At 67.2% G+C, this 22,321-nt stretch carries 19 protein-coding genes; 9 read left to right on the top strand and 10 right to left on the bottom strand.

Annotation, left to right across the window (positions count from 1 at the left end; genetic code table 11):
• Positions 1 to 31: 31 nt before the first annotated feature.
• The 3 genes from FOE78_RS20490 to rsmI all read right to left on the bottom strand — a co-directional run bounded on the left by FOE78_RS20490 (position 32) and on the right by rsmI (position 2,422).
• Positions 32 to 643 (bottom strand): nitroreductase family protein, encoded by a 612-nt coding sequence (locus FOE78_RS20490; RefSeq protein ID WP_143987915.1) that lies wholly within the window; start codon positions 641 to 643, stop codon positions 32 to 34.
• Positions 643 to 1,467 carry a TatD family hydrolase gene (locus FOE78_RS20495; protein WP_228266250.1) on the bottom strand — a complete coding sequence of 275 codons (825 nt, stop codon included), beginning with the start codon at positions 1,465 to 1,467 and terminating at the stop codon, positions 643 to 645. The genes FOE78_RS20490 and FOE78_RS20495 overlap by 1 nt, the downstream gene beginning before the upstream one ends.
• Positions 1,468 to 1,567: 100 nt before the next feature.
• On the bottom strand, positions 1,568 to 2,422 hold the full coding sequence (gene rsmI / locus FOE78_RS20500; RefSeq protein ID WP_210415057.1) for a 16S rRNA (cytidine(1402)-2'-O)-methyltransferase: 855 nt from the start codon (positions 2,420 to 2,422) through the stop codon (positions 1,568 to 1,570).
• Between the two features lie 215 nt (positions 2,423 to 2,637).
• On the opposite strand from rsmI, the gene FOE78_RS20505 reads away from it, so the two are divergent.
• Positions 2,638 to 4,170: a dolichyl-phosphate-mannose--protein mannosyltransferase gene (locus FOE78_RS20505; protein WP_228266251.1), complete on the top strand. Its 1,533-nt coding sequence runs from the start codon at positions 2,638 to 2,640 to the stop codon at positions 4,168 to 4,170.
• Positions 4,161 to 5,246 carry an ABC transporter substrate-binding protein gene (locus FOE78_RS20510; RefSeq protein WP_143987918.1) on the top strand — a complete coding sequence of 362 codons (1,086 nt, stop codon included), beginning with the start codon at positions 4,161 to 4,163 and terminating at the stop codon, positions 5,244 to 5,246. Before FOE78_RS20505 ends, FOE78_RS20510 begins: the two co-directional genes overlap by 10 nt.
• 445 nt (positions 5,247 to 5,691) lie before the next feature.
• Here the strand turns inward: FOE78_RS20510 and FOE78_RS20515 are convergent, their stop codons facing one another.
• From FOE78_RS20515 to FOE78_RS20540, 6 genes are all read right to left on the bottom strand, one after another.
• Complete coding sequence (locus FOE78_RS20515; protein ID WP_143987919.1) at positions 5,692 to 6,501, bottom strand: ATP-binding cassette domain-containing protein; 810 nt, start codon at positions 6,499 to 6,501, stop codon at positions 5,692 to 5,694.
• Positions 6,498 to 7,550, bottom strand: coding sequence for an ABC transporter permease (locus tag FOE78_RS20520; RefSeq protein ID WP_143987920.1), 1,053 nt, complete (start codon positions 7,548 to 7,550; stop codon positions 6,498 to 6,500). The genes FOE78_RS20515 and FOE78_RS20520 overlap by 4 nt, the downstream gene beginning before the upstream one ends.
• On the bottom strand, positions 7,547 to 8,617 hold the full coding sequence (locus tag FOE78_RS20525) for a substrate-binding domain-containing protein (RefSeq protein WP_210414696.1): 1,071 nt from the start codon (positions 8,615 to 8,617) through the stop codon (positions 7,547 to 7,549). Before FOE78_RS20525 ends, FOE78_RS20520 begins: the two co-directional genes overlap by 4 nt.
• A 164-nt stretch (positions 8,618 to 8,781) precedes the next feature.
• Positions 8,782 to 11,775 (bottom strand): glycoside hydrolase family 2 TIM barrel-domain containing protein, encoded by a 2,994-nt coding sequence (locus FOE78_RS20530; RefSeq protein WP_143987922.1) that lies wholly within the window; start codon positions 11,773 to 11,775, stop codon positions 8,782 to 8,784.
• A gap of 75 nt (positions 11,776 to 11,850) precedes the next feature.
• Positions 11,851 to 14,718, bottom strand: coding sequence for an ATP-binding protein (locus tag FOE78_RS24620; RefSeq protein ID WP_168207612.1), 2,868 nt, complete (start codon positions 14,716 to 14,718; stop codon positions 11,851 to 11,853).
• Between the two features lie 174 nt (positions 14,719 to 14,892).
• On the bottom strand, positions 14,893 to 15,210 hold the full coding sequence (locus tag FOE78_RS20540) for a hypothetical protein (protein WP_143987924.1): 318 nt from the start codon (positions 15,208 to 15,210) through the stop codon (positions 14,893 to 14,895).
• Positions 15,211 to 15,425: 215 nt separating this feature from the next.
• Here FOE78_RS20540 and FOE78_RS20545 point away from each other — a divergent pair, with 215 nt between their 5' ends.
• Positions 15,426 to 17,660 (top strand): glycoside hydrolase family 3 N-terminal domain-containing protein, encoded by a 2,235-nt coding sequence (locus FOE78_RS20545; RefSeq protein WP_143987925.1) that lies wholly within the window; start codon positions 15,426 to 15,428, stop codon positions 17,658 to 17,660.
• Here the strand turns inward: FOE78_RS20545 and FOE78_RS20550 are convergent.
• Entirely contained in the window at positions 17,591 to 18,175 is a 585-nt protein-coding gene (locus FOE78_RS20550; protein WP_143987926.1) for a GNAT family N-acetyltransferase, read from the bottom strand. The two genes, FOE78_RS20545 and FOE78_RS20550, sit on opposite strands and share 70 nt — an antisense overlap.
• A 49-nt stretch (positions 18,176 to 18,224) precedes the next feature.
• Between FOE78_RS20550 and FOE78_RS20555 the strand changes: the two genes are divergently transcribed.
• The 6 genes from FOE78_RS20555 (at position 18,225) to FOE78_RS20580 (ending at position 22,294) form a co-directional block, all read left to right on the top strand.
• The gene (locus FOE78_RS20555; RefSeq protein ID WP_143987927.1) at positions 18,225 to 18,809 is read left to right on the top strand and encodes a TetR family transcriptional regulator; all 585 of its coding nucleotides are present in this window, start codon (positions 18,225 to 18,227) and stop codon (positions 18,807 to 18,809) included.
• A 78-nt stretch (positions 18,810 to 18,887) separates the two neighbouring features.
• The gene (locus FOE78_RS20560) at positions 18,888 to 20,072 is read left to right on the top strand and encodes an LLM class flavin-dependent oxidoreductase (protein ID WP_143987928.1); all 1,185 of its coding nucleotides are present in this window, start codon (positions 18,888 to 18,890) and stop codon (positions 20,070 to 20,072) included.
• Between the two features lie 9 nt (positions 20,073 to 20,081).
• Entirely contained in the window at positions 20,082 to 20,549 is a 468-nt protein-coding gene (locus FOE78_RS20565) for a MarR family winged helix-turn-helix transcriptional regulator (protein ID WP_143987929.1), read from the top strand.
• Positions 20,546 to 21,217 (top strand): CE1759 family FMN reductase, encoded by a 672-nt coding sequence (locus FOE78_RS20570; protein WP_143987930.1) that lies wholly within the window; start codon positions 20,546 to 20,548, stop codon positions 21,215 to 21,217. Before FOE78_RS20565 ends, FOE78_RS20570 begins: the two co-directional genes overlap by 4 nt.
• A gap of 241 nt (positions 21,218 to 21,458) precedes the next feature.
• Positions 21,459 to 21,833, top strand: coding sequence for a cupin domain-containing protein (locus FOE78_RS20575; protein ID WP_143987931.1), 375 nt, complete (start codon positions 21,459 to 21,461; stop codon positions 21,831 to 21,833).
• Positions 21,830 to 22,294, top strand: coding sequence for a hypothetical protein (locus tag FOE78_RS20580; RefSeq protein WP_143987932.1), 465 nt, complete (start codon positions 21,830 to 21,832; stop codon positions 22,292 to 22,294). The genes FOE78_RS20575 and FOE78_RS20580 overlap by 4 nt, the downstream gene beginning before the upstream one ends.
• Positions 22,295 to 22,321 lie beyond the last annotated feature (27 nt).

The raw sequence follows: 22,321 nt of genomic DNA on the forward strand, positions 1-22,321 counted from the left end.
ACGAGAGCATAACGGTGACGGCGCCCGCCCGCTAGTCCGCGGTCCACCGTCCGCGTCGTACGAGGTCGGTTCGCGGTCGCCGCGCCCGCTTCCGGGGCGAACCGGACGGAGCTTCGGTACGGGCCCGGTAGCCGACGCTGATCACCCCGACCACCTGCTGCTCGGCCGGGATCGCGAACGCGCTACGAACCTGCTCGACCGTGTCGGCGGGCAGGCCGAAGAAGCAGCCGCCGAGCTCGGCGTCGACGATCGCGTACAGCACCGCCATCGCCGCCATGCCGGCGTCGACATGCCAGTACGGCGCGGTCCAGGGCTCTTCGGAACGCTCGGTCCAGCCCTTGTCCGGCAGCGCGTAGCGGTCCAGGTAGGCGTCCGCGCTGGTCAGCACCAGGATCAGCGCCGGCGCGGTCCGCATCCCCCGCAGCCAACTGTCCGGTTCGTCGCCGTCGCTGGTCGCGGCCCAGAACCGGTCTCGATCCTGGTCGTCCTCCAGGATCAGGAACGAGACGCCCTGGGTGAAGCCGGCCGAGGGCGCCCGCAGCCCCGTGTCGATCAGCCGATCCAGCAGCCCGTCCGGCAGTGGCCGGTCCGGGTCGTACTCGCGCACCATCCGGCGCTTGCGCACCACCTCGGAGAATTCCATCAGATCGCCTCACCCCAGCTGCCGCCGAACGCGGCGGTTGCGTTGTCGTCCAGCGCCCGGCAGACCGTCTCCAGGTCGCGATCGAGCACCTCGGCAATCCGCCGAGCGGTGTACGGGATCAGGTAGGACGCGTTCGGCCGGCCCCGGTAGGGCTCCGGTGTCAGGTACGGCGCATCGGTCTCGGTCACGATCCGGTCCATCGGCGTGATCGCCAGCGCCTCCCGCAGTTCGGTCGAGTTCTTGAAGGTGACGGTGCCGCCGAAGGACAGATAGCCACCGCGATCCAGGCAGGCTCGGGCGAAGTCGGCGTCGCCGGAGAAGCAGTGCATCACGATCCGCTCCGGCGCACCCTCGGCGTCCAGCACGTCCAGGATGTCGGCGTGCGCGTCCCGGTCGTGGATCACCAGGGTCTTGCCGTACTGCTTGGCCAGCGCGATGTGAGCGGCGAAGGCCCGCTTCTGGATCGCCTGCCCGTCGGCGTCCCGGGTGCGGAAGTGGTCCAGCCCGGTCTCGCCGATCCCGCGCACCCGCTCGTCGGCGGCGAGTTGCTCGATCTCCGCCAGCGCGGCGGCCAGCCCGTCACCCCCCGCTCGATCGACCAGCCGAGCGGCGTCGTTGGGGTGGATCGCGACGCTGGCCACCACGTTCGGCCAGCTGTGTGCGGCCTGCACCGCCCAGCGGGAACCCTCCACGTCACAGCCGACCTGAACGATCCGCGTCACGCCGACGCCCGCGGCGAGCTCGATCGCCTCGGCTGGGCTGATCTCGGTGCGCCCGTCGGCAACGTCGAGGTGGCAGTGGGTGTCGACCACCGGATGTGGCAGCGGCTCCGGCGTGGCCGGCCGTTCGAGATTGCGGCGTTGACCCTGCTCGTTCGCGGCGGCCCGCCGTTCGCGGTGTTGAAGATCGCTCACCGGCGACAGCTTAGGAAGTGCCGGCGCCGCGGGCCGCGAGCGCTGCCTGGTAGAGCGCGTTCTTGGCCAGCTTGTGCCGTTCGGCGACCAGCGCGACCGCCGGTTTGAGCTTCATCCCACCGGTGGTCAGTTCGGCCACCTCGGCCACCGCGTCGTCGGTCGACACGCCCCGGCCGTCGCCCGAGGCACCGGAGACGACGATGGTGATCTCACCTCGTACGCCATCTTCAGCCCAGCCGGCCAGCTCGGCCAACCCGCCGCGACGTACCTCCTCGTAGGTCTTGGTCAGTTCGCGGCACACCGCCGCCGGCCGGTCGTCACCGAACGCGCCGGCCAGATCGGCCAGCATCTCGGCGCAGCGATGCGGCGACTCGAAGAACACCAGGGTCCGCGGCTCGCCGGCCAGCTCGGCCAGCCGGCGCCGCCGCTCACCCGGCTTGCGCGGCAGAAACCCCTCGAAACAGAACCGGTCCACCGGCAGCCCGGACACCGCCAGCGCGGTCAGCACCGCCGACGGCCCGGGCACCGCAGTCACCCGCACCCCGGCCTCGGCTGCGGCGGCGACCAGTCGGTAGCCGGGATCGGACACCGACGGCATCCCTGCGTCGGTCACCAGCAGCACCCGCGATCCGGACCGGGCCGCCTCCAGCAGCTGCGGCGTCCGGCCGGCCTCGTTGCCCTCGAAGTAGGACAGCACCCGGGCCTCGGAGCTGACGTCCAGCCGATCCAGCAGTCGTTGCAGCCGCCGGGTGTCCTCCGCGGCGATCACGTCGGCCTGCCGGAACTCGTCGAGCAATCGCGGACTGGCGTCGCGGCTGTCGCCGATCGGCGTCGCCGCCAGCACGATCACGCCTTGCTCGCTCAACACGGGCCCCGCTCACTCAACACTGGCCCCACCGACTCAACATGGGCACAGCCTGGCACATTGGTTGGCCACCTAATATGGCCGCCGTGACTCAGCCGGTGATCGGGACGAGCGGCCCGGCAGCGCCCTCGACCGTCGCCTCGAGAAGCGACGGCGTACTGCTGCCGATTCGCGCGTTTCCCCAGCCGACCATCGTCGAGCGGCTTCGCTCGGCGATGCCGACCGACCGCCTGGTCGGTTGGCTGGCGACCCTGGTGATCACCGGGATCGCGTTCGCGTTGCGGATCGTGCACCTGGGCCGGCCGCGCTATCTGGTCTTCGATGAGACCTACTACGCCAAGGACGCGTACTCGCTGCTGAAGTTCGGCTACGAACGCAACTGGCCGGACAACGCGAACGCGTCGATCGTGGCCGGTCACCCGGACGTGACGCTGAATTCGGCGGAGTTCGTCGTGCATCCGCCGATCGGCAAGTGGCTGATCGCGGTCGGCGAGCAGATCTTCGGGATGAACTCGTTCGGTTGGCGGTTCGCGTCACTGGTCTTCGGCTCGTTGTTGATCTTGATGACGATCCGGCTGGTCCGCCGGGTCAGCCGGTCGACCATGATCGGCTGCCTCGCCGGGGTGTTGCTGACCGTGGACGGGTTGAGCTTCGTGATGTCCCGGATCGCCTTGCTGGACATCTTTCTGGCGTTCTTTCTGGTCGCCGGATTGGCCTGTCTGGCGGCCGATCGGGACTGGTTCCGGAACCGTCTCGCTGATCATCTCGTCGCCACCGGCAAGCCCGATCTGGGCTACGAGTTCGGCCCGCTGATGTTGTTCCGGCCGTGGCGGCTGCTGGCCGGTCTGACGTTCGGGCTGGCGCTGGGCACCAAGTGGAACACGCTGTACGTGTTGGCCGCGTTCTGCCTGCTGGCGCTGGCCTGGGACGTCGGGGCGCGGCGCTTGGCCGGCGCCGGACGCCGATCGGCGTGGGCCATCCTGAAGGACGGAATTCCGGCGTTCTTCTCCATCGTGGTCGTCACCGGAATCGTGTACGTGGCCAGCTGGGCCAGCTGGTTCGCCACCTCGGGCGGCTACGACCGGCAGTGGGGCGCACAGAATCCGGACGCCACCACGACCCGGCTGTTCGGCTCGGCGTTCGCGTCCTTCCTGCACTATCAGAAGGACATCTACGCCTTCCACACCGGCACCTACATCAACGAGCAAACCCATACCTACAACGCAAATCCGGCCGGTTGGTTGATCATCGCGCGGACCATCGGCATCGATGCGGTCAACGACATCAAGCCGGGCACCGACGGCTGTCCGACCGGTGGCGAGAACTGCCTGCGGGTGATCAGCGGCATCGGCACCCCGCTGTTGTGGTGGGGTGCGGTGATCGCACTGGTGATCGCGTTGATCTTGTGGGTCGGCGGCCGCGACTGGCGGTTCGGCATCCCGATCGTCGGCGTGCTCAGCGCTTGGTTGCCCTGGTTCCAATACACCGGCCGGCCGCAGTTCTTCTTCTACGCCATCGCGATCATCCCGTTCTCGGCGATGGCGGTGGCACTGTGTCTGGGTCTGTTGATCGGACCGCGGCCCCACACGCCGGATCAGCGACGAAGACGGATGTTCGGCGGGATCGCCGCCGGAGTTTTCGTCGCACTGGTCGCGCTCAACTTCGCCTACATCTATCCGATCCTCACCGACCAGTTGCTGCCCTACTCGAAGTGGCTGTCCCGGATGTGGTTCAAGGGATGGATCTGACCTACTCTGTGGCGGCGATGACTGATCAACCCAGACCCTCCCGTACGCCGCGGGCCCGTACGCTGCGGCGCGGCTTGCTCGCCGGTGCACTGATCGGACTGCTCGGCGTCGGGGCGTGCAGCGGCAGCGGCCCGGACACGCCGAGCAGCAGCCCCACCCCGTCCGGCCCGGCGCCGGTCGACATCAACAGTCAGCCGCGGGATGTGCTGGCCGAGGGCGGTGAGCTGCGGCTGCCGGTGGCCAAGTTGGGTCAGCAGTGGAATCCGCTGCACGCCGATGCCGACGCGGACACGAAGTTGATCATGAGTTCGCTGCTGCCGCAGTTGTTCAGCTACGACGCGTCCGGCAACCCGGCACCGAACCCGGACTACCTGGCCGGGGTCGACGCAACCGGCGACAACCCGCAGCAGGTCACGTACACGATCAATCCGAACGCCAAGTGGGGCAACGGGCGGGCGATCGAGGCCGCCGACTTCATCGCCGACTGGAATGCCTGCAACGGGCAGAACGTCAGCTTCAAATGCGCCGACAGCAAGCGCTTCGCTCAGGTCGCCTCGGTCAAGCAGGGTTCGGATCCGCAGCAGGTGATCGTCACCTACACCGGCTCGTACGACAACTGGCCGTCCACCTTCGAGTTCTTGCTGTCCAAGGAGTCGGTGGCCGATCCGGCGACGTTCAACGACGGCTGGAAGTCGATCACCAAGATCAACGACTGGCTGTCCGGGCCGTTCCAGGTGGATCGGACCGACGACAAGGCCGGCGTGTTGATCGAGACCGCCGACCCCGACTGGTGGGGCGACCGGGCCAAGCTCTCGCAGCTGACCTTCCGTGCGGTAGCCGCGAAGGACGTCGTGCCCGACCTGAAGGATCATCTGATCGACGCCGCCGACCTCGGCTCCGATGCTGACAAGGCCGACGCAGTGACCAAGATCAGCGGCGTGGAAGTCCGCAAGGCCACAACCACCGGGAAACAACCCGAGCTTGTAGCAGCCCGCAGCACGCTGGCCAATTACGGCGCCTTCGGCAAGTCCACCGTCAACTGGACCGACGTCGGTTACCTGCCTCCCACTTCCTGAGGCCGCGGTCGGCGAGAGGGAGCGTGGGGTCTACATCGTCGCAACCAGAGCCGGAAGGTGCCATCCAGATCGTCCGGCGAACTGACGACGTAGTAATGGATCAACAGCCGCCTGGTCAGCTGGTCGGACCGCCGAATTCTCGCGTCGACAATCGGATACGGCAGGTTCAGGTGTCCGGTCAGGCCCTTCGGCGTCGGCTCGACCGAGGCAAAGATCCGACGATCCACGCAGCACCGGGCGGGCAGTCTGCAGCTCGAACCGTGTAGCCCCACACTCACGCGCGATCGCGATGAAGCGCCAGAACAGGTCAACAGTCGACTTCGGCATCATCAGGAGTAGGGCTCGAAGTCTGAATCAACTTCGGAGACCTTCCACTTGCCACTCATCGAGCCTCATCGACAAAGCACTGGACACGTTCAAACTGAACCATACGCGCCACCCACGATCACTGCTGGGCGGCTTCGATCTGCTTGCGGAACGAGGAAACCATGTATTCGGTCAGTTCGACCACCGAGGTCTCGTTGGTCTTCTGATCAAGGGTGACGCGGCCCTGCTGGATCACGTTCACTCGATCACACAGCTCGAAGATATGGGTGTAGTTGTGGTCGATCACCAGCATCGACACCCCACGAGACTGAGCCAGGCTCTTCACCAGCGCGATGATCAGCGACGCTTCCTTGGCGCCCATCGCGGCCAGCGGCTCGTCCAACAACAAGATCTTGATGCCGGGCTGCCGGGTGGCCCGGGCCACTGCGATCGCCTGCCGCTGGCCACCGGACAGCTTCTCCACCGGCACATCCACGGACGGGATGTCGACCCCGATGTCCGTCAGGTACCGCCGCGCCTCGGCCCGCATCCGCCGGTTGTTCAGCAATCGCAGCGGACCGGCAACGGTTGTCTCCCGATTCAAGAACAGGTTGTGGTAGACCGGCAGCTCGTCGACCAGGGCCAAGTCCTGGAAGACGGTCTCGATCCCGTACCGCCGGGCGTCGGTGACCGTACGGAAGTTCACCGGCTGACCGTCCACGTAGAGTTGCCCGCCGTCCGGCGGTTGATAACCGGTGATGATCTTGACCAGGGTCGACTTGCCGGCGCCGTTGTCGCCCACCACACCGAGCACCTCACCCGGCGCCAGATGAAGATCAACTCCACGCAGCGCGATCACCGAGCCGAAGCTCTTGGTGATGCCTTCGGCCCGGAGCACCTCGCCGGGTTGATCAACCGCCGGCCGGTCGGCTGTAGCGTCGTCCGTCACGTTCGAGCCCTCCTGCCACCGATCCGCAACAGCAACCTGGCAAAGGATCCGCGGCCCTCGATCCGGCCGGACCGGACCCTCTCCAGCTGCACGTTCAAGATCATCGCGCCGAGGATCGCCAGCCCCAGCACCAGTTGATAGGCGAACGCGTTCACGCCGATGATGTTGAAACCGTCCTCCAGGATGCCCAGCACGATCGCCCCGATCGCGGCGCCGATCATGGTGCCGCGACCGCCGGTCAGTGCGGTTCCACCGATCACCGCCGCGGCCACGCCGTAGAACATCAAGGTCAGGCCGTCGGTGCCCGGGTTGAGACTGCCGATGTGGTAGCCGTCCAGGATGCCCATGAAGCCGCCGAGGAAGGCACAGATCACGAAACACCAGATCTTGATCGCGCCGACTTTGATGCCCGCCTCACCGGAGGCGATCTGATTGCCGCCGACCGCGGTGATGTGCAGCCCGAAACTGGTCCGGCGGAAGATCACGTGACAGATCACCGCGATGCCGAAGGCCCAGGCGATCTCCGAGAACGACCAGCCGCCGAGCACGTTCGCCAGTGTCCCGGTGCCGGCCGGATTGACCTGAATTCCGTTGGAGGACAGCAGAACGACGCCCTTCAGCGCGAACACCGTGCCGAGCGTGGTGATGAACGACGGCACCCGGAGTCGTACGGTGACCAGGCCGTTGAAGCAGCCGATCAGCGCCGAGATCGCCAACGAGATCAGGATGCTGATGATCACGCTGACCCCGGCATTGTTCAGAAACACCACCAGGAACGGCGACAACACGTACACCTGCCCCACCGACAGGTCGATCTCGCCGAGCGTCAGCACGAAGACCTCGGCAACAGCGAAGATCATGATCGGCGCGACGTAGCTGGCCAGCGTCGGCCCGTTGTCGGCGCTGCCGAAAGCGGACGAGTAAATGGTGAAGAAGATCGCCAACCCCAGGCCGATCAGGGCCATCACCAGTTCCTGGCCCTGAAGCAGCCTGCGCAGCCAGCGATCCCGGGCCACGACCTCGTGCGGGACGGTGGTGGTCGCCGTCACGATGCCTGAATACTCGACGGCGCCTGCAGGGTGGTCTTCTTCTCACTCGACCCCTCGAACCGGTTCTGCGTTGCCAGATACGGTTCGACGTTGTCCTTGGTGACGAACTTCAGACCGGTGTTGGTGTCCACCGGGGCGACCAGACCACCCGAGACCTGATACAAGAACAGCTGCAGGATCGACAGGAACCCTTGCAGATAAGCCTGTTGATCGATCGTGAAGTCCAGGTTGCCGGACTTCACCTGCTGCAGCGTGGGTGTGCCGACGTCCCAGCCGGAGCCCTTGACGCCGGTGGACTTGTACTTCTCCACCGCCTTCGCCACCGCGATGCCGCTGCCGGCATCGACCGCGTACAAGAATTTCGTGTCCTTGTGCCCCTGGAACCAGGAGTCGACCGCCGGGATCTCCTTGGTCTCGATCGCGCCGGTGGCGACCTGGACGAACTTGATCCCGGCCGGTTCCAGCACGCTCTTGGCGCCGTCGGCGCGCGGCTGGATGTTGCCGGTGCCGGGGGTGGCGATCATGCAGGCGACCGTGTCACCGGGCTTGACCTGCTGGAGAATTCGCTGCCCAGCCTCGACTCCGGCCTTGGTCAGGTCCTGGCCGATGTAGCTCATCACCGGCGTCCTGCTGCCAACCGGCGGATTGGCGTTGTACGAGATCACCGGGATGCCCGCGGCCAGTGCGCTCTGCGTCGGTGCGGTGAACGCGGTCTTGTCGATCACCGGTATGCCGATGCCGGCCACCTTGGCGGTGACCGCGCTGTTCATCGCGTTCACCATCTCCGAGACGATCGAATTCTCCGACCCGGTCCAGCTGTAGGAGCAGCCGAGGATCTCGCAGGCGTCGTCGGCACCGTATCGGGTCGGGGTGAAGAACGAGTTCGTGGTGACGTGATTGACCAGGTTGAACTTGTACTTCTTGTGCCCGGGGAACGGACTGTTGCCGCCGCCGCTGCCCGAGTCGTTGTTGTTGCCCCCGCCGCTGCAGGCGTCGAGCAATCCGGCCAGAGCCGGAAGTCCGATACCGAGAACCCCGGCGTTACGCAGCATGCGCCGCCGGGACATTTCTCGAGGATCCAGTTGACTACCTTCTGTTGAACCGCCCATCGTCTTGCTCCCTTGCAAGTCCCCTGTACGAAGTTCCCCCCAGTAGGCAAGCGCCAGTACTTAAGCGTTCAATCTGCACTGTACGACGGACGGCTCGGGAATGCGCGGAGTTCTGCGACGGCCTATTCGATGATCAACTCCATCCTCAGGTCCGTCTCGGTGAGCTGCGCCGGGTCGAGCCGGTAGGCCGGCAGCACGCCCGGACCGCACGACGCGGTGCCGATGCCGAGCTGGCGATGGTCGATGGTCAGGTGCAACCTGCCGTCGGCGACGAGGTCGACGGTGTGCTCGGCCGCGGCCAGCGCCTGCTGCGACCACGGCCGAGCCGCGAACGCGAACCCGTCGGCGGAACTGAACGTGAGCGGGCGATCACCCGTCAGGGTCAATCGCTGCGCCCAGCGGGATCCGTTCTCCTGCGGCCGGACGTACGGCACCTGCAGATCGGCCACCGACGAGGTGAAGTAACCCAGCCGGGCCGCCTGGCCGGTGTCGGGATACTTCTGCCCCGGACCTTGGCCTGCCCAGGCGAGGTTGTCGTAGCCGCCGCCGAGGACGAAGTCCAGCCCGATCCGAGCCCAGCTCGGCGACCACTCCCCCTGCGGGACAAGCGTTGCCTGCATCCGGATCCGACTGCCGTCGCTGCGCCAGGTGGTGATCACGTCGACGTGCCGGTCGTAGGACGGGGCGGCATACCGGGTGGTCACCCGCAACCCGTGACCATGATCATCTTCGATCTCGGCGACGTCGGCCAGCCGGCCCTGCAACTGGTCCAGCCGGACCTCCTGCCAGCCTGCCGACTCCCGCCGTTTGATGTGCCAGTCCATCCCGTTGTCGTTGTCCGTGGGTGCCCGCCACAGGTTCAGTCGCGGCCCGTCGATCCGGGTGCCGGCCAGGTCCGTCAGCCGGCCGGTGGTCGCGTCGAACCGGGCCGGTCCGAGCACCAGCACGTCGGCTTCGTGCACCACCGGGCTGCCGCCGGACACCGACTGTTCGGTGGCCGCGACGCTGCCGGCCTGCCCCCAGGCGATCTCGTGTCCTTCCGTTGCCCAGTTGGTGTCCTTGGCCAATCGGGCCGTCACGGTCAGCACCGCACCGGCGCGACGCGCGGCCGCGATCTCGGCCGGCAGGTTCGCGGTCGCCTGCTGCCCGGCGGCGACCTCGACCGTGGTCAGGACGCCGGCGGCGTACCGGCCGTCGGCGTCCTCGGCCGCCCAGTCCCACCGAAGATGATCAAGGTCACTGAACGCGTACTTGTTGGTGATCGTGATCGTCCGCCAGGCGTCGTCCACGTCGATGGCGACCGGTTCGTACACCTTCTTCAGGTCGATCAGCCCGGGCCGGGGCTCCCGGTCGGCGCTGACCAGACCGTCGATGACGAAGTTGCCGTCGTGAACCTGCTCGCCGAAGTCGCCGCCGTAGCCGAAGTATTCGGTGCCGTCGTCGGTCCGCCGGCGGATGCCGTGTTCCAGCCACTCCCAGACGAAGCCGCCGACCAGTCGCGGATAGCGGTCGAAGAGCTCCTGGTATTCGCTCATCCCGCCCGGGCCGTTGCCCATCGCGTGGATGTATTCGCACAGTACGAACGGGAGCTCGCGGCGATGCGCGTCCGCGGCCTCGTCGTCCAGCGGTTCCTCGGTCTTCTCGCCGATCTTGTGCACTTCGTCCACCGGTGCATACATCCGCGAGTACAGGTCCACATACGTCGAGGACCAGTCGCCCTCGTAGTGGATCAGCCGGGCCGGGTCGATGTTGCGGGCGGTCTCGGCCATCACGCGTAGGTTGTCGCCGGTGCCGCATTCGTTGCCCAGTGACCAGATCAACACCGACGGATGATTCTTGTCCCGATGCACGGTCCTGCTCATCCGGTCGACCAGCGCCGGCCGCCAATCCGGATCGGCCACCGGATTGCGCCGCCACTGGTTCATCGCAAAGCCATGGGTTTCCAGATCGCATTCGTCGATCACGTAGAAGCCGAGTTCGTCGGCCAACTCCAGCAACACCGGGTGCGGCGGATAGTGCGAGGTCCGGATGGCGTTGATGTTGTGCTGTTTCATCAACCGGAGCTCGGATTCCACCACGCTGCGCGGCACCACCCGACCAAGATCAGGATGATGTTCGTGGCGATTCACGCCGCGGAACATGATCGGCTTTCCATTGATCAGGACCTGGCTGTCGGCCACCGTGATGGTCCGGAAGCCGATCTTGAGCTCGATCGTCTCCAGCTCGGTGCTGATCTTGGCGGTGTAGAGCTTCGGCTGCTCGGCGGTCCAGCCGATCACGTTGCTGATCTTGACCTGTTGGCCGGCTGCCGCGACGACGCCGAGTTCGTCGATGCGGACCTCGGCGGGCAGGTCGCCGTCCACGTCGACCCGCAGCGTCCCGGTCTGGTCGGCGTAATCGGCGTGTACGAAGAGATCCCGGATCGCCTGCGCCGGCCGGGCCATCACGGTGACATCGCGGAAGATGCCGGGCAGCCACCACATGTCCTGGTCCTCCAGGTAGCTGCTGGCCGACCACTGTGCGACCCGCATCACCAGCACGTTGCCGGCGGCCCGGAGCAGGTGACTGACGTCGAATTCGTTCATCAGCCGGCTGCCGCGGGTGGTGCCGAGCAGCTCGCCGTTCAGCCAGACGTCGGCGGTGCTGTCGACACCGTCGAAACGCAGCACCGCACCCTGCAGCAGCGACTCGTCGGCGTCGAAGGTGAGCCGATGATCACCGATCGGATTCTCGTCCGGCACGAACGGCGGGTCGAGCGGGAACGGGTACTGGACGTTGGTGTACGCGGGTGCGCCGTACCCGTGCATCGGCCAACTCGACGGCACCGGGATGGTGTCCCAGGAGCTGTCGTCGAAGTCCTCGGCCTCGATCCCCTCCGGAGCTGCTGCCAGGGACGGCGACAGCCGGAACCTCCAGTCTCCGTTGAGCTTTTGCTCACCCGAATTCGAGTTGAGCTTTTGCTCACCCCGATTCGAGTTGAGCTTTTGCTCACCCCGATTCGAGTTGAGCTTTTGCTCACCCCGATTCGAGTTGAGAGACTGCTCGCCCAGGCTCGAGCGGAATCGGGCTCGCGGCGGCAGGGTGCCGACTGCGGGTTCGCGAGATGACAGGTCCATCGATGGCTCCAGACGCTCGGATCGTGAACGTTCACGATATCCGATCGTTGCTGGATCACATCAGTGCTGGCCTCATCAGTGTTGGGCCCGATAGCGGGCAGCGGCCTCGGCGCGATTGCCGACCGCCAGCTTGGACAAGATGTTGGACACATGCACGCTGGCGGTCTTGGTGGAGATCACCAGCCGCTCGCCGATCTGGCGATTGGACAGTCCATCGGCCACCAGGGCCAGCACCTCCAACTCGCGTGCGGTGAGCCCGGGCAGCGACGAGTCCGCACGCCGGCCGGCGGGCCGGACCAAGCCCGACGCCGTACCGAATTCGTCCACCCAGCGCGCCAACAGGCGCAGCCCGATCCGCTCGGCCAGTTCCCGGGCGTGACCGGCGCTGCGCCGGCTCTCCTCGCGCAGACCGTCGGCCGCCTGATACTCGGCCAACCGCAGCCAGGCGTATCCGATCAGGTGCGGCGGGCTGCCCTCGCTGCGCATCGCGGAGGTGGCCGACAGCCAACGCTCGGTGGACGACTCCAGCTCCGCGCTGATCAACGGCAGCCACTGCCGGGTGATCGGCAGTGTCGGATCGAACCCCAGTCGGCTACGGATTCTGCCGTCCCAATCGGCCGGTCGGATGTCCGCAGCCCGGCCGTAGGCCATCGCGGCCACGCCGACCAGCGGAAGGTCATGACCGGGATCCGACCAGGGCATCACGTCCAGGGTCGACAGCGCGATCTCGCCGGCCAGCACCGGATTGCCCTGGGCGAGGGCCAACTCCGCCTCGCAGCCGCGGATGGCCACGAAGTATTGCGGTCCGTTGACCTCGAGCTGGCTGAACCGTTGCAGGTCGGTCAGCACTTCCTCGGTCGTTTCAAGATCATCATCGGCCCACAGGACGATCGCCGCGAGCAGTCGGCGTTGATGGATCCAGTGATTGCCGGGCGGACTCAGCCGCAGCGCCCACTCCACCAGTTCCCGCGCCCGGGCCCAGTCACCGAGTGCCAACGCGGCTTCGGCCGCATTGCCGGCCATCATCACGCCGCTGTGCCGTTCCCGGCCGTAGCGGACGGCGATGTCGCGTCCCTCGGTGGCGATGTCCAGGGCTTCGCGATAGCGGCCCAGCATCGTCAGAGTGTCGGACAGGTTGACGATCTGCCGCAGTTGTACCCGTTCGTTGGAGTTGAGTTCGCCGGCTCGACGCAACTCGGCCAGCCCGGCCTCCGGGTCGGCGCCGGCCATCGTCGCCAGGGCGCAGCCCAGCGTGTTGCGGGCGTGTGCTTCCAGTCCGGTGGCACCGACCGCGCGGGCAACGTCGATCGCCTTCCGAGCGGCGTCGGCGGCTGCCGGTTTGTCCAGCAGCAACAGCATGTTGGCGCGCATGGTCAGCACGTCGGCCAGTCGGCGGCTGGGCGGGTCGACCGGCACCAGTTCCATCGCGGCGTTGATCGTCTCCAGCACGCCGGGACGGATCAGCGCCTGCAGCCGGCGGGCCTTGTCCACCAGCAGGTCCGCGGTCCACAACGGATCGGTGGCCGGATCGGTGCAACTGAGCGCCTCCTCCAGCAGGGCCAGCGAACGCTCCGGCTCGCCGGCGTTCACCGCGGCCTCGGCGGCCTCCTGCAGCACCCGCACCAGTGGTCCGGCGACCTGCTCCGGATCCGACACCACCTCCCACAGCTCAAGCGCCCGCTCGTAGAGCCGCAGGGCCTCGCTGAAGCCGGAGCGCAGCAACCTGGCGGCCTGGACCGACCACCGGAATGCGCGCTCGTTGTCCCGGGCCGCGTACCAGTGGTGGGCCAGCGCCACCGCGCGGACCGAGGGCTGCCACAAGTCCGAGTTGTCCCCCAGTCGCTCGAACGACTCGGCGTAGGTCCGGTGCAGCCGGGTCTGCTCGCCGGGCAACAGGTCGTCGCGCAGCACCTCTCGCATCAACGCATGCCGAAACCCGTACCCGGTGCGATCGGCGATCAGCAGGTTGGCGTCGACCGCCTCGCGCAAGATCAACTCCAGTTGATCATCGGGCAGGTCACTGACCTCGGCGATCAGCTCGTGCTCGACCCGGTTGCCACCCAGCGCCAGCGTGCGCAACATCTGCTGGCAACCCATGCCGACCCGGGAAACCCTGAGCAACAGGGTGTCGCGCAAGGTCTCCGGAAGTTCATTGCTGCCGCCGGCGCTGGCCCGGACCAGCTCGACCGCGAAGTACGGCACACCGCCGCTGGCCCGTACCACCCGCTTGATCAAACCGGCCTGGTCAGACCCGGGCGACGCCACCGCGGTGTTGATGATCAAGGTCTCCAGGTCGGCATCGGACAGCGGGCCGAGCTCGATCCGATGCACGGTCGGTAACCGGCCGATCTCGCCCAGGAAGGGGCGCAGCGGGTGCCGGCGGGTGAGTTCGTCGGTGCGGTAGGTCAAGATCAACAACACCGGCACGTCGGTGATCGCCCGCAGCATGAAGTCGATCAGGTGCCGGCTGGAGTCGTCGGCCCAGTGCAGGTCCTCGATCACCACCAGCAGCGGCGTCTGCCGCGCGGCCCGTTCGACCAGGCCGACCACGGCCTCGAAGATCCGCAACCGATGCTGTTGCTGCTGGGTCAGGTCGGCCGGTTCGTCGGCGATCGCCAACTCCGGCAACAGGGTGCCCAGGTCGGCGGCGGCACCACCGGCCCACTCGATCATCAGTTCGGGCCCGACCTGATCGGCGAGATCACGCAGCAGGCCGACGATCGGTGCGTACGGCAGACCGTCACCACCCAGGGGCACGCACTCGCCTCGGATCACCGCAGTGTCGGAGCGCTGCTGCAGACAATCGGCGATGAAGGCGTTCACCGCGGTGGTTTTGCCCACGCCGGCCTCACCGCCGATCAGCGCTGTCCCGGCGTCGCCGGTGAAGGCCGCGTCTCGGAGCCGGCCCAGCAGCGCGAGCTCCGCCTGGCGACCCACGATCACCGCCGCAGCCGCGGCACCGGACGCACGGTGCAGCGCAGCTGCGGCGGGATCGAGGGGCTGGCCGGGAGGGTCAAACCCGGCCCCTGACACCACGGCTGGGCGGGCACCGTTCATGGTCGCCATGGTGTCATGTCCTTCGGTGGGGGTGTCGTGTCCTTCGGTGGGGATGGCCGCTCAGTGGGTGTCCGCGGTGGGCTTCGTCGGCTCCGACTCCGGCGCCTGCTCGGGGTGCAGGAATCGGTCCACCGGCCCCGGCTGGGGCGCGGTCTCGGTCTGGGTGCCGGCGAAGAACTCCCGGATCGCGCCGAGGACGCCGTGCCGTGGCCTGCGGCCTTCGTAGGCAGCGCGAAGATCCTCGATCGACCGTTGCCGTGCGCGCTGTTCCTTCGCAGCCCGCCGCGCTTCCTTGGCCAGCCGGTCCTGCGCCGCACGCTCGTACAACTCGATGCTGCGCTGGCGGGCCAACATGTGGGTGTAGAAGTCGCTGTTCATCAGTGTTCCTTCGGGCCTGCGAGTCCGGTTGAACTCGCAAGACCAAGCCTGGTTCTGAGGCGACCCCGGAGGCATCGGGCAACTGCCCTATCTTTGGCTCGGCAACGGCTGCGGCCCGTCGGCGAATCGTCTGAGTCGATTCCCTAAGGTGCCTTAGCCGGCCTGAGCAGCGGCGCCGATACCTAGACGACTACCTAGACCCGAACGAGTTGATCATGGACCCCTTCCGCGACCCTGCCCTGCCGACGGCCGAGCGTGTCGCCGACCTGCTGTCCCGGATGACGTTGTCGGAGAAGATCGGCCAACTGAACCAGCGCCTGCTCGGCTGGCACACCTGGCAGCGCCGCGAGGACGGCTTCGCGCTGACCGACGGGCTCGACAAAGAGATCGAGGCGACCGGCGGGATCGGTGCGGTGTACGGGCTGTTGCGGTCCGATGCCTGGTCGGGCCGGGACTGGCGGACCGGTGCCGGACCTGAGGAATCGGCCGAGCTGACCGCGATGGTGCAGGAGCGGATCGTCGGCCGATCCCGGCTGGGCATCCCGGCACTGTTCGCCGAGGAGGCGCCGCACGGACATCAGGCGCTCGGCGGTCAGCTGTTGCCGACCAACATCGGGGTCGCGGCCACGTGGCGGCCACAGCTGCTGGAGGAGGCTGCGGCGCAGGTGGCGACCGAGCTGCGTGCCCGCGGGACGCACCTCGCGCTGGTCTCCGGTCTGGACATCCTGCGGGATCCGCGCTGGGGTCGTTCCGAGGAGTGCTTCGGCGAGGATCCCTTGCTGGCTTCGGCTTTCACCCGCGCTTTGGTGAACGGTCTGCAGTCGGTGCCAGGGGTGGGCGCCGTGCTGAAACACTTCGCCGCTCAGGGCGCCGGCATCGGCGGCCGGAACGGGTCGGGCGCGCCGATCGGTCCGCGCGAGTTGGCTGAGATCCACCTGCCCGCTGCCCGGGCCGGGATCGAAGCCGGCGCGGTCGGGGTGATGGCCGCCTACAACGACATCGACGGCGTGCCATGCGTGGCCAACGCCGACCTGCTGGGGCGAATTCTCCGCCAGGACTGGGGATTCGGCGGTCTGGTGATGGCCGACATGGGCGCGATCGACCGGTTGACGCTGACCGGTGATCACCGAGTCGCAGCCGCGCTCGCATTGTCCGCCGGCGTTGATCTGAGCCTGTGCGACCGGGCGTACACCGAGCTCGCGGACGCGTTGGCCGCGAGCATGATCTCCGAGGAGCTGATCGATCGCGCCTGCGCCCGGGTGCTCACAGTGAAGATCGACCTCGGGCTGCTGGATCCGCCGCAGCCCGCTCCCTCGTTCCCCGCGCCGTCCCGGTTGGACGACCTGATCGCCGACACCGCGGTGTTGATCAGCAACGACGGCACGCTTCCCTTGCTGGACGGCGATTGCGGCCGGCTGGCGGTGATCGGCCCGAACGCCGATGATCTTGATGCGCTGCTCGGCGACTACGTGCCGCCGCTGCCGGAGGGAACCGGCACGACGGTGCTGACCGGGCTGCGGGATCGCTTCGGGGCCGACCGGGTGGCCTACGCGCCGGGCTGCCTGCTCACCCGGTCGATCCCCGGCGGCATCGACCGTGCCGTCGAGCTGGCCCGGGCCGCGAACCGCGTGGTGCTGGTGATCGGCAGCAGCGGCCAGCGCCACTACGAAGATTCGTTCGCCGACAACGGCGCCGCCGACCTCACCGGGCAGCCGGTCACCGCGACCACCGGCGAAGGGTTCGACGTCGCCGACCTGGAGTTGCCCGAGCCGCAGCGCGACCTGGTGGCGGCGGTCGCTGCCACCGGGACGCCGGTGATCGCGGTGATCATCTCCGGACGGCCGCTCAGCCTGGACTTCGTGGCAGACCGATGCGCGGCGGTGCTGAGCTGTTGGTATCCCGGCCCGGACGGCGGCCGTGCGGTGGCCGCGTTGCTCGCCGGCGATCGGGAGCCCGCCGGTCGGCTGCCGGTGTCGCTGCCACGATCCAGCGGAACGCTGCCGGTGGCGTACAACGAGCGGGTGGAGAGTGTCAGCCGCTACATCGACAGCGAGACCGGCACCCGGTTCGGCTTCGGTGCCGGCCTCGGCTACGCCACCTGGTCGCTCGGCCCGGCGCGGCGGACCGTCGACGGACTGACCGCGGAGCTCACCAACACCTCCAATCGATCCGGCCGACAGGTGGTGCAGCTGTACGGCCGGGCTCGGGTTGCCGGGATTCAGCCCCGGCGGGCGGTGCTGCTGGGCTTCAGTACGGCCGAGCTGGGCGCTCGGCAGAGCGCGACGGTGACCGTACCGGTCCGGCCCGACGCCCTGACTGGGCTGGGATCGCCGACCGACGGCGTTGTGGACCTGTGGCTCTCGCTGACGGGCGCCGACGATCAGCCGGACGTGATCGCGGTTGCTGCGATCGACGTTGCGGCGATCGACGTTGCTGGGGCTGGCGGCTGACCGTCCAGCTCGACCCGCCAGATCTGGCCGACCAGATCTCGGCCGAAGCTGTGATGAGTCTCCTCACTGATCAGCCGGAACCCGCGTGACTGATAGATCTTCCGCGCCGACACCAGCACGTCGTTGGTCCACAGGGTGACCCGCCGGTAACCGGCAGCTCGCGCGAAGCGCAGGCACTCGTCCACCAGTGCCGCCCCTACACCGTGACCGCGGAAGGACGGATCGACCAGCAGGATGCGTAGCTTCGCTGTCGCACCGCTGGCATCGTCGGGATCCCTGATGCAGAACACACATCCAGCTCGCCGTCCGCCCACCTCGGCGATCCAGGCCGCCTCGTGCTCGTGATCATGGTCGTCGGCAAAGTCCGCAACGATCCGCGCGACCAGTCGCTCGAACTCGGTGTTCCAACCGAACTCGCGCTGGTACTGCTCGCCGTGGACCATGATCACCCAGCCAAGGTCACCGGGCCGGTCGAGCGACCGGATCCGAGTCGTGTTCGCATGCTCCGCAGACATGATCAGCTCCCCACTGAAACACCCGTGTCAGTGGTGGCACCATAACTCCATGACCGACCCGGGCTCAATGGAATCAGCACGCAAGCGCGAACTTCTGGACCTTGCCTACGATTACGTGCTGCGCCACGGCCTCAGCGATCTCTCGCTGCGTCCGCTGGCCGCCGCCATCGACTCCAGTCCGCGGGTGCTGCTGTTCCTGTTCGGCAGCAAGGAACAGTTGCTCCGAGCCCTGCTCCGCCGGGCCAGGGCCGACGAACTGCAGGTGCTCGACCGGATCGCGGCTCAGCGCCCACCCGCCGACCTGACCGAAACCGGGCTGCAGATCTGGGACTGGCTGTCCGCTCCGGCCCATCGCGACCTGCTGAAGGTCTGGTTGGAGGCGTACGCGAGATCGGTCACCGAGCCGACCGGTCCGTGGGCAGGGTTCGCCCAAGACACCGTCTCGGACTGGCTGACCCTGTTGGCCCGGACCCAGCCCGGATCCCAGCGGCGGACGAAGTCCGGACTCGCCCGCCGGACGCGTGCGCTGGCGATCCTGCGCGGCGGCCTGATCGACCTGCTCGCCACCGACGAGACGGACCGGGTGACGGCAGCAGTTCGGTCGGATCTGGCCGAGTTGCGAGCGCGGGAATAGCCGCACCGCAACTGCCGTTAGAGTCGATGCAAACGCATTGATCTTGGTCCGCTACGGCGGCAGTCAGCAGGAGTTGGAATGCAGTTCGGAATCATGTCGGTCAGCGACATCACCCGCGACCCGGTCACCGGGGTGACGCCCAGTGAGGCGGAGCGGATCGACGCCGTCGTGCAGATCGCGCAGAAGACGGAAGAGGTCGGGATGGACGTGTTCGCGATCGGCGAGCACCACAATCCGCCGTTCTTCTCCTCCTCGCCGACCACCTTGCTGGCACACATCGCGGCGTTGACGAATCGGTTGATCGTGTCGACCTCGACCACCTTGATCACCACCAACGATCCGGTCCGCATCGCCGAGGAGTACGCGATGCTGCAGCACCTGTCGAAGGGCCGGATGGATCTGATGCTTGGCCGCGGCAACACTGCGCCGGTCTATCCATGGTTCGGCCAGGACATCCGGCAGGGACTGCCGCTGGCGTTGGAGAACTACAACCTGCTGCATCGGCTGTGGCGTGAGGACGTGGTCGACTGGGAGGGCCAGTTCCGGAGCGCGCTGCAGGGATTCACCTCGACGCCGCGGCCGTTGGACGACGTACCGCCGTTCGTCTGGCACGGATCGATCCGTACCCCGGAGATCGCCGAGCAGGCAGCCTTCTACGGCAACGGATTCTTCGCCAATCACATTTTCTGGCCGACCTCGCACTCGCTGCGCTTGATCAACTTCTACCGGCAGCGGTTCGAGCACTACGGCCACGGGACGAAGAAGCAGGCGATCGTCGGCCTTGGCGGCCAGGCCTACATCGCCAAACGGTCCCAGGACGCGGTACGGGAGTTCCGGCCGTACTTCGACGAGGCCCCGGTCTACGGCAACGGCCCTTCGCTGGAGGACTTCAGCCAGATGACGCCGCTGACCGTGGGCAGCCCGCAGGAAGTGATCGAGAAGACGCTCACCTTCCACGACACCTTCGGCGACTATCAACGTCAGTTGTTCCTGATGGACCATGCCGGACTGCCGTTGAAGACGGTGTTGAACCAACTCGATCTGCTCGGCTCCGAGGTCATCCCAGTGCTGCGCAAGGAACTCGAGTCCCGCAGGGATCCCGAGTCCGCGGACGCGCCCACCCACGCCAGCCTGGTGCAGGCGAAGTACGGTGATCAGCCGGCTCGGCAACCGCGGCCGAACGCCAACCGCGGCGACAACGTGACCGGCGCTTCGCCCTACCAGGACAGCGAAGTCGAGGCCGAGTACCCGAGCATCTACTGAGAGTTGATCATGAAGCGGACGACCGGCCGACTGGCCAACGACGCCTGGGAGTCGTTGCTCACCGCACACGCGGTGATGATGAAGGAACTGGCTGCGGCCGATGTTTGGCAGGACGTGTCGATGCGGGAGTACGACGTGCTCTACACGCTGTCCAAGTGCCCGGAGCCGATTCGGGCCCGGGAGCTGACGCGACACGTCCTGCTCAGCCAGCCGGCGCTGTCGCGGATGGTCGACCGGCTGGTCGAGCGAGGACTGGTGGCACGCAGTACCGACCCGACCGACGGCCGCGGCGTCCGACTGTCGCTGACCGAGGCCGGTCGTGATCAACAACGACGGGTCGGCGGCAGGCACGCGGTCGACGTCGCCCGGCTGGTCGGCGACCGTCTCGATAATCAAGAACTTCGTCAGCTCGAGCAGCTGTGCAAGAAACTGAGCAGCACAGATCAGCCAATATCGATCAAAAGAGGCAAGAAATGACCGACAGCTACCAGCTGGTCGTGATCAGCGCCGGAACCAGTGATCCGTCGTCCACCCGTCTGCTGGCCGACCGGATCGCCGATCGGGTGGCCAAGCTGGCCGGCGAGCGCCACGAGCAGGTGATCATCAACACCGTCGACCTGCGTGACCTGGCCGGGGAGATCTCCACCGCCCTGGTCTCCCAGCTGCTCGGCCCGAAGCTCACCCGCGCGGTGGAGCTGCTCGGCGATGCGGACGGCATCATCGCCAGCGCGCCGGTCTACAAGGCCGGCCCGAGCGGTCTGTTCAGCTCCTTCTTCCATGTGCTGGACAACGATCTGCTGATCGCCAAGCCGGTGGTGCTGGCCGCCACCGCGGGCACGGCGCGGCACGCGCTCGTCGTTGATCATGAAATGCGGGCGCTGTTCGCCTACCTGCGGACGATGACCGTACCGACGTCGATCTTCGCTGCCAGCGAGGACTGGAGCACCGCCGAGTTGGGCAAGCGGATCGAGCGGGCCGCCTTCGAGTTGCTGCTGCTGATGGAGAGTGGCTTCGCGCACAAGATCAAGAACCAGGGCTGGCAGAGCTACCAGCACAGCTACGGCAGTGCCGGCGGTACCGAACTCGACATTGATCTTGACACCGATCTGATGCGGCTGGCCACCGGAGGTCCCGCCCGGGAGTGATCTGACGGCAAGATGACGCCATGGCCCTGCTGGAGGCCGATCCGAATCGGCTTCCGGGACAAGACGTACGCGATGCCGATCGCAGCGCATGGACTGAACATCGCCTGGGAGTGTCGGTTCGCGATCGCCTGGGACGACGCCGCCCGGTCCGCTGGGCAGCCGTGACGGCGGCCGTCACAGCCGTTCCGTCCGCACTCACGCGATCAGGGTGTCAGCACAAACCTGATCTTGGGAGGACACCATGCCTGGCACCAACCGGGAGGACGCGGCCGTCGGCGTCGACACCGACGAGATCGAAGGCCGCTATGCCGAGCTCGGCGATTACACCGTCGGGTTCGAGCGATTCCCACTCGACATCGATCCGGCGAGGTACTTCGTCGGCCTGCCCGGCGACCGATGCGGCTGCCCGCACTGGGGACAGGTGACAACCGGCCGAATCACCTTCCGCTGGCTCGATCACGAGGAGACTTTCGTCGCCGGCGACGTGTACTACGCACCGCCCGGCCACCTTCCGTTGATCACCGCCGGCACCGCGGTGATCGAGTTCAGCCCGACCGCCGAGTTGCAGCGGACGCTCGAGGTCGTCGGAACGAACATGACCGGAGCCTCGGCATGAACAGCGCCACCAACAGCACAGCTGGGACGGCAGCTTCGCCCATGGTCGGCGCGACGGCAATCGCTCAGACAGACACCGACGACCTAGTTGCCGCTCTGGTCGATTACCTCGAATCCGGTACCCAGCAGGGAATCTTCGCTCCGGACGTCTTCGCCGATGTGACATTTCCCCGCTGGCGGATCCAGACCGCAACCGCCGAGGATCTTCTGCGGCTCCGCTCCGACAGCCATCCGCACCCCGGCCGAGTGCGGGTCGAGCGAGTCGACCGCCTCGACGACGGGTTCGTGATCGCCTTCGAGGAGCGCTGGTCCGACGACGCCGAATCGTGGTACGCCCGGGAGCTGATCCGCGCCGACGTGGTCGATCACCGGATCTGCGAACTGTCGATCTACTGCACCGGCGACTGGGATTCCGCACGGCGCAGCGAGCATGATCGGCAGGTCACTCTTATTCGTCCCTGAACGACAGGCGCCGCCGTAGGCTGATCA

Source organism: Microlunatus elymi (assembly GCF_007362775.1).
GTDB lineage: Bacteria > Actinomycetota > Actinomycetes > Propionibacteriales > Propionibacteriaceae > Microlunatus > Microlunatus elymi.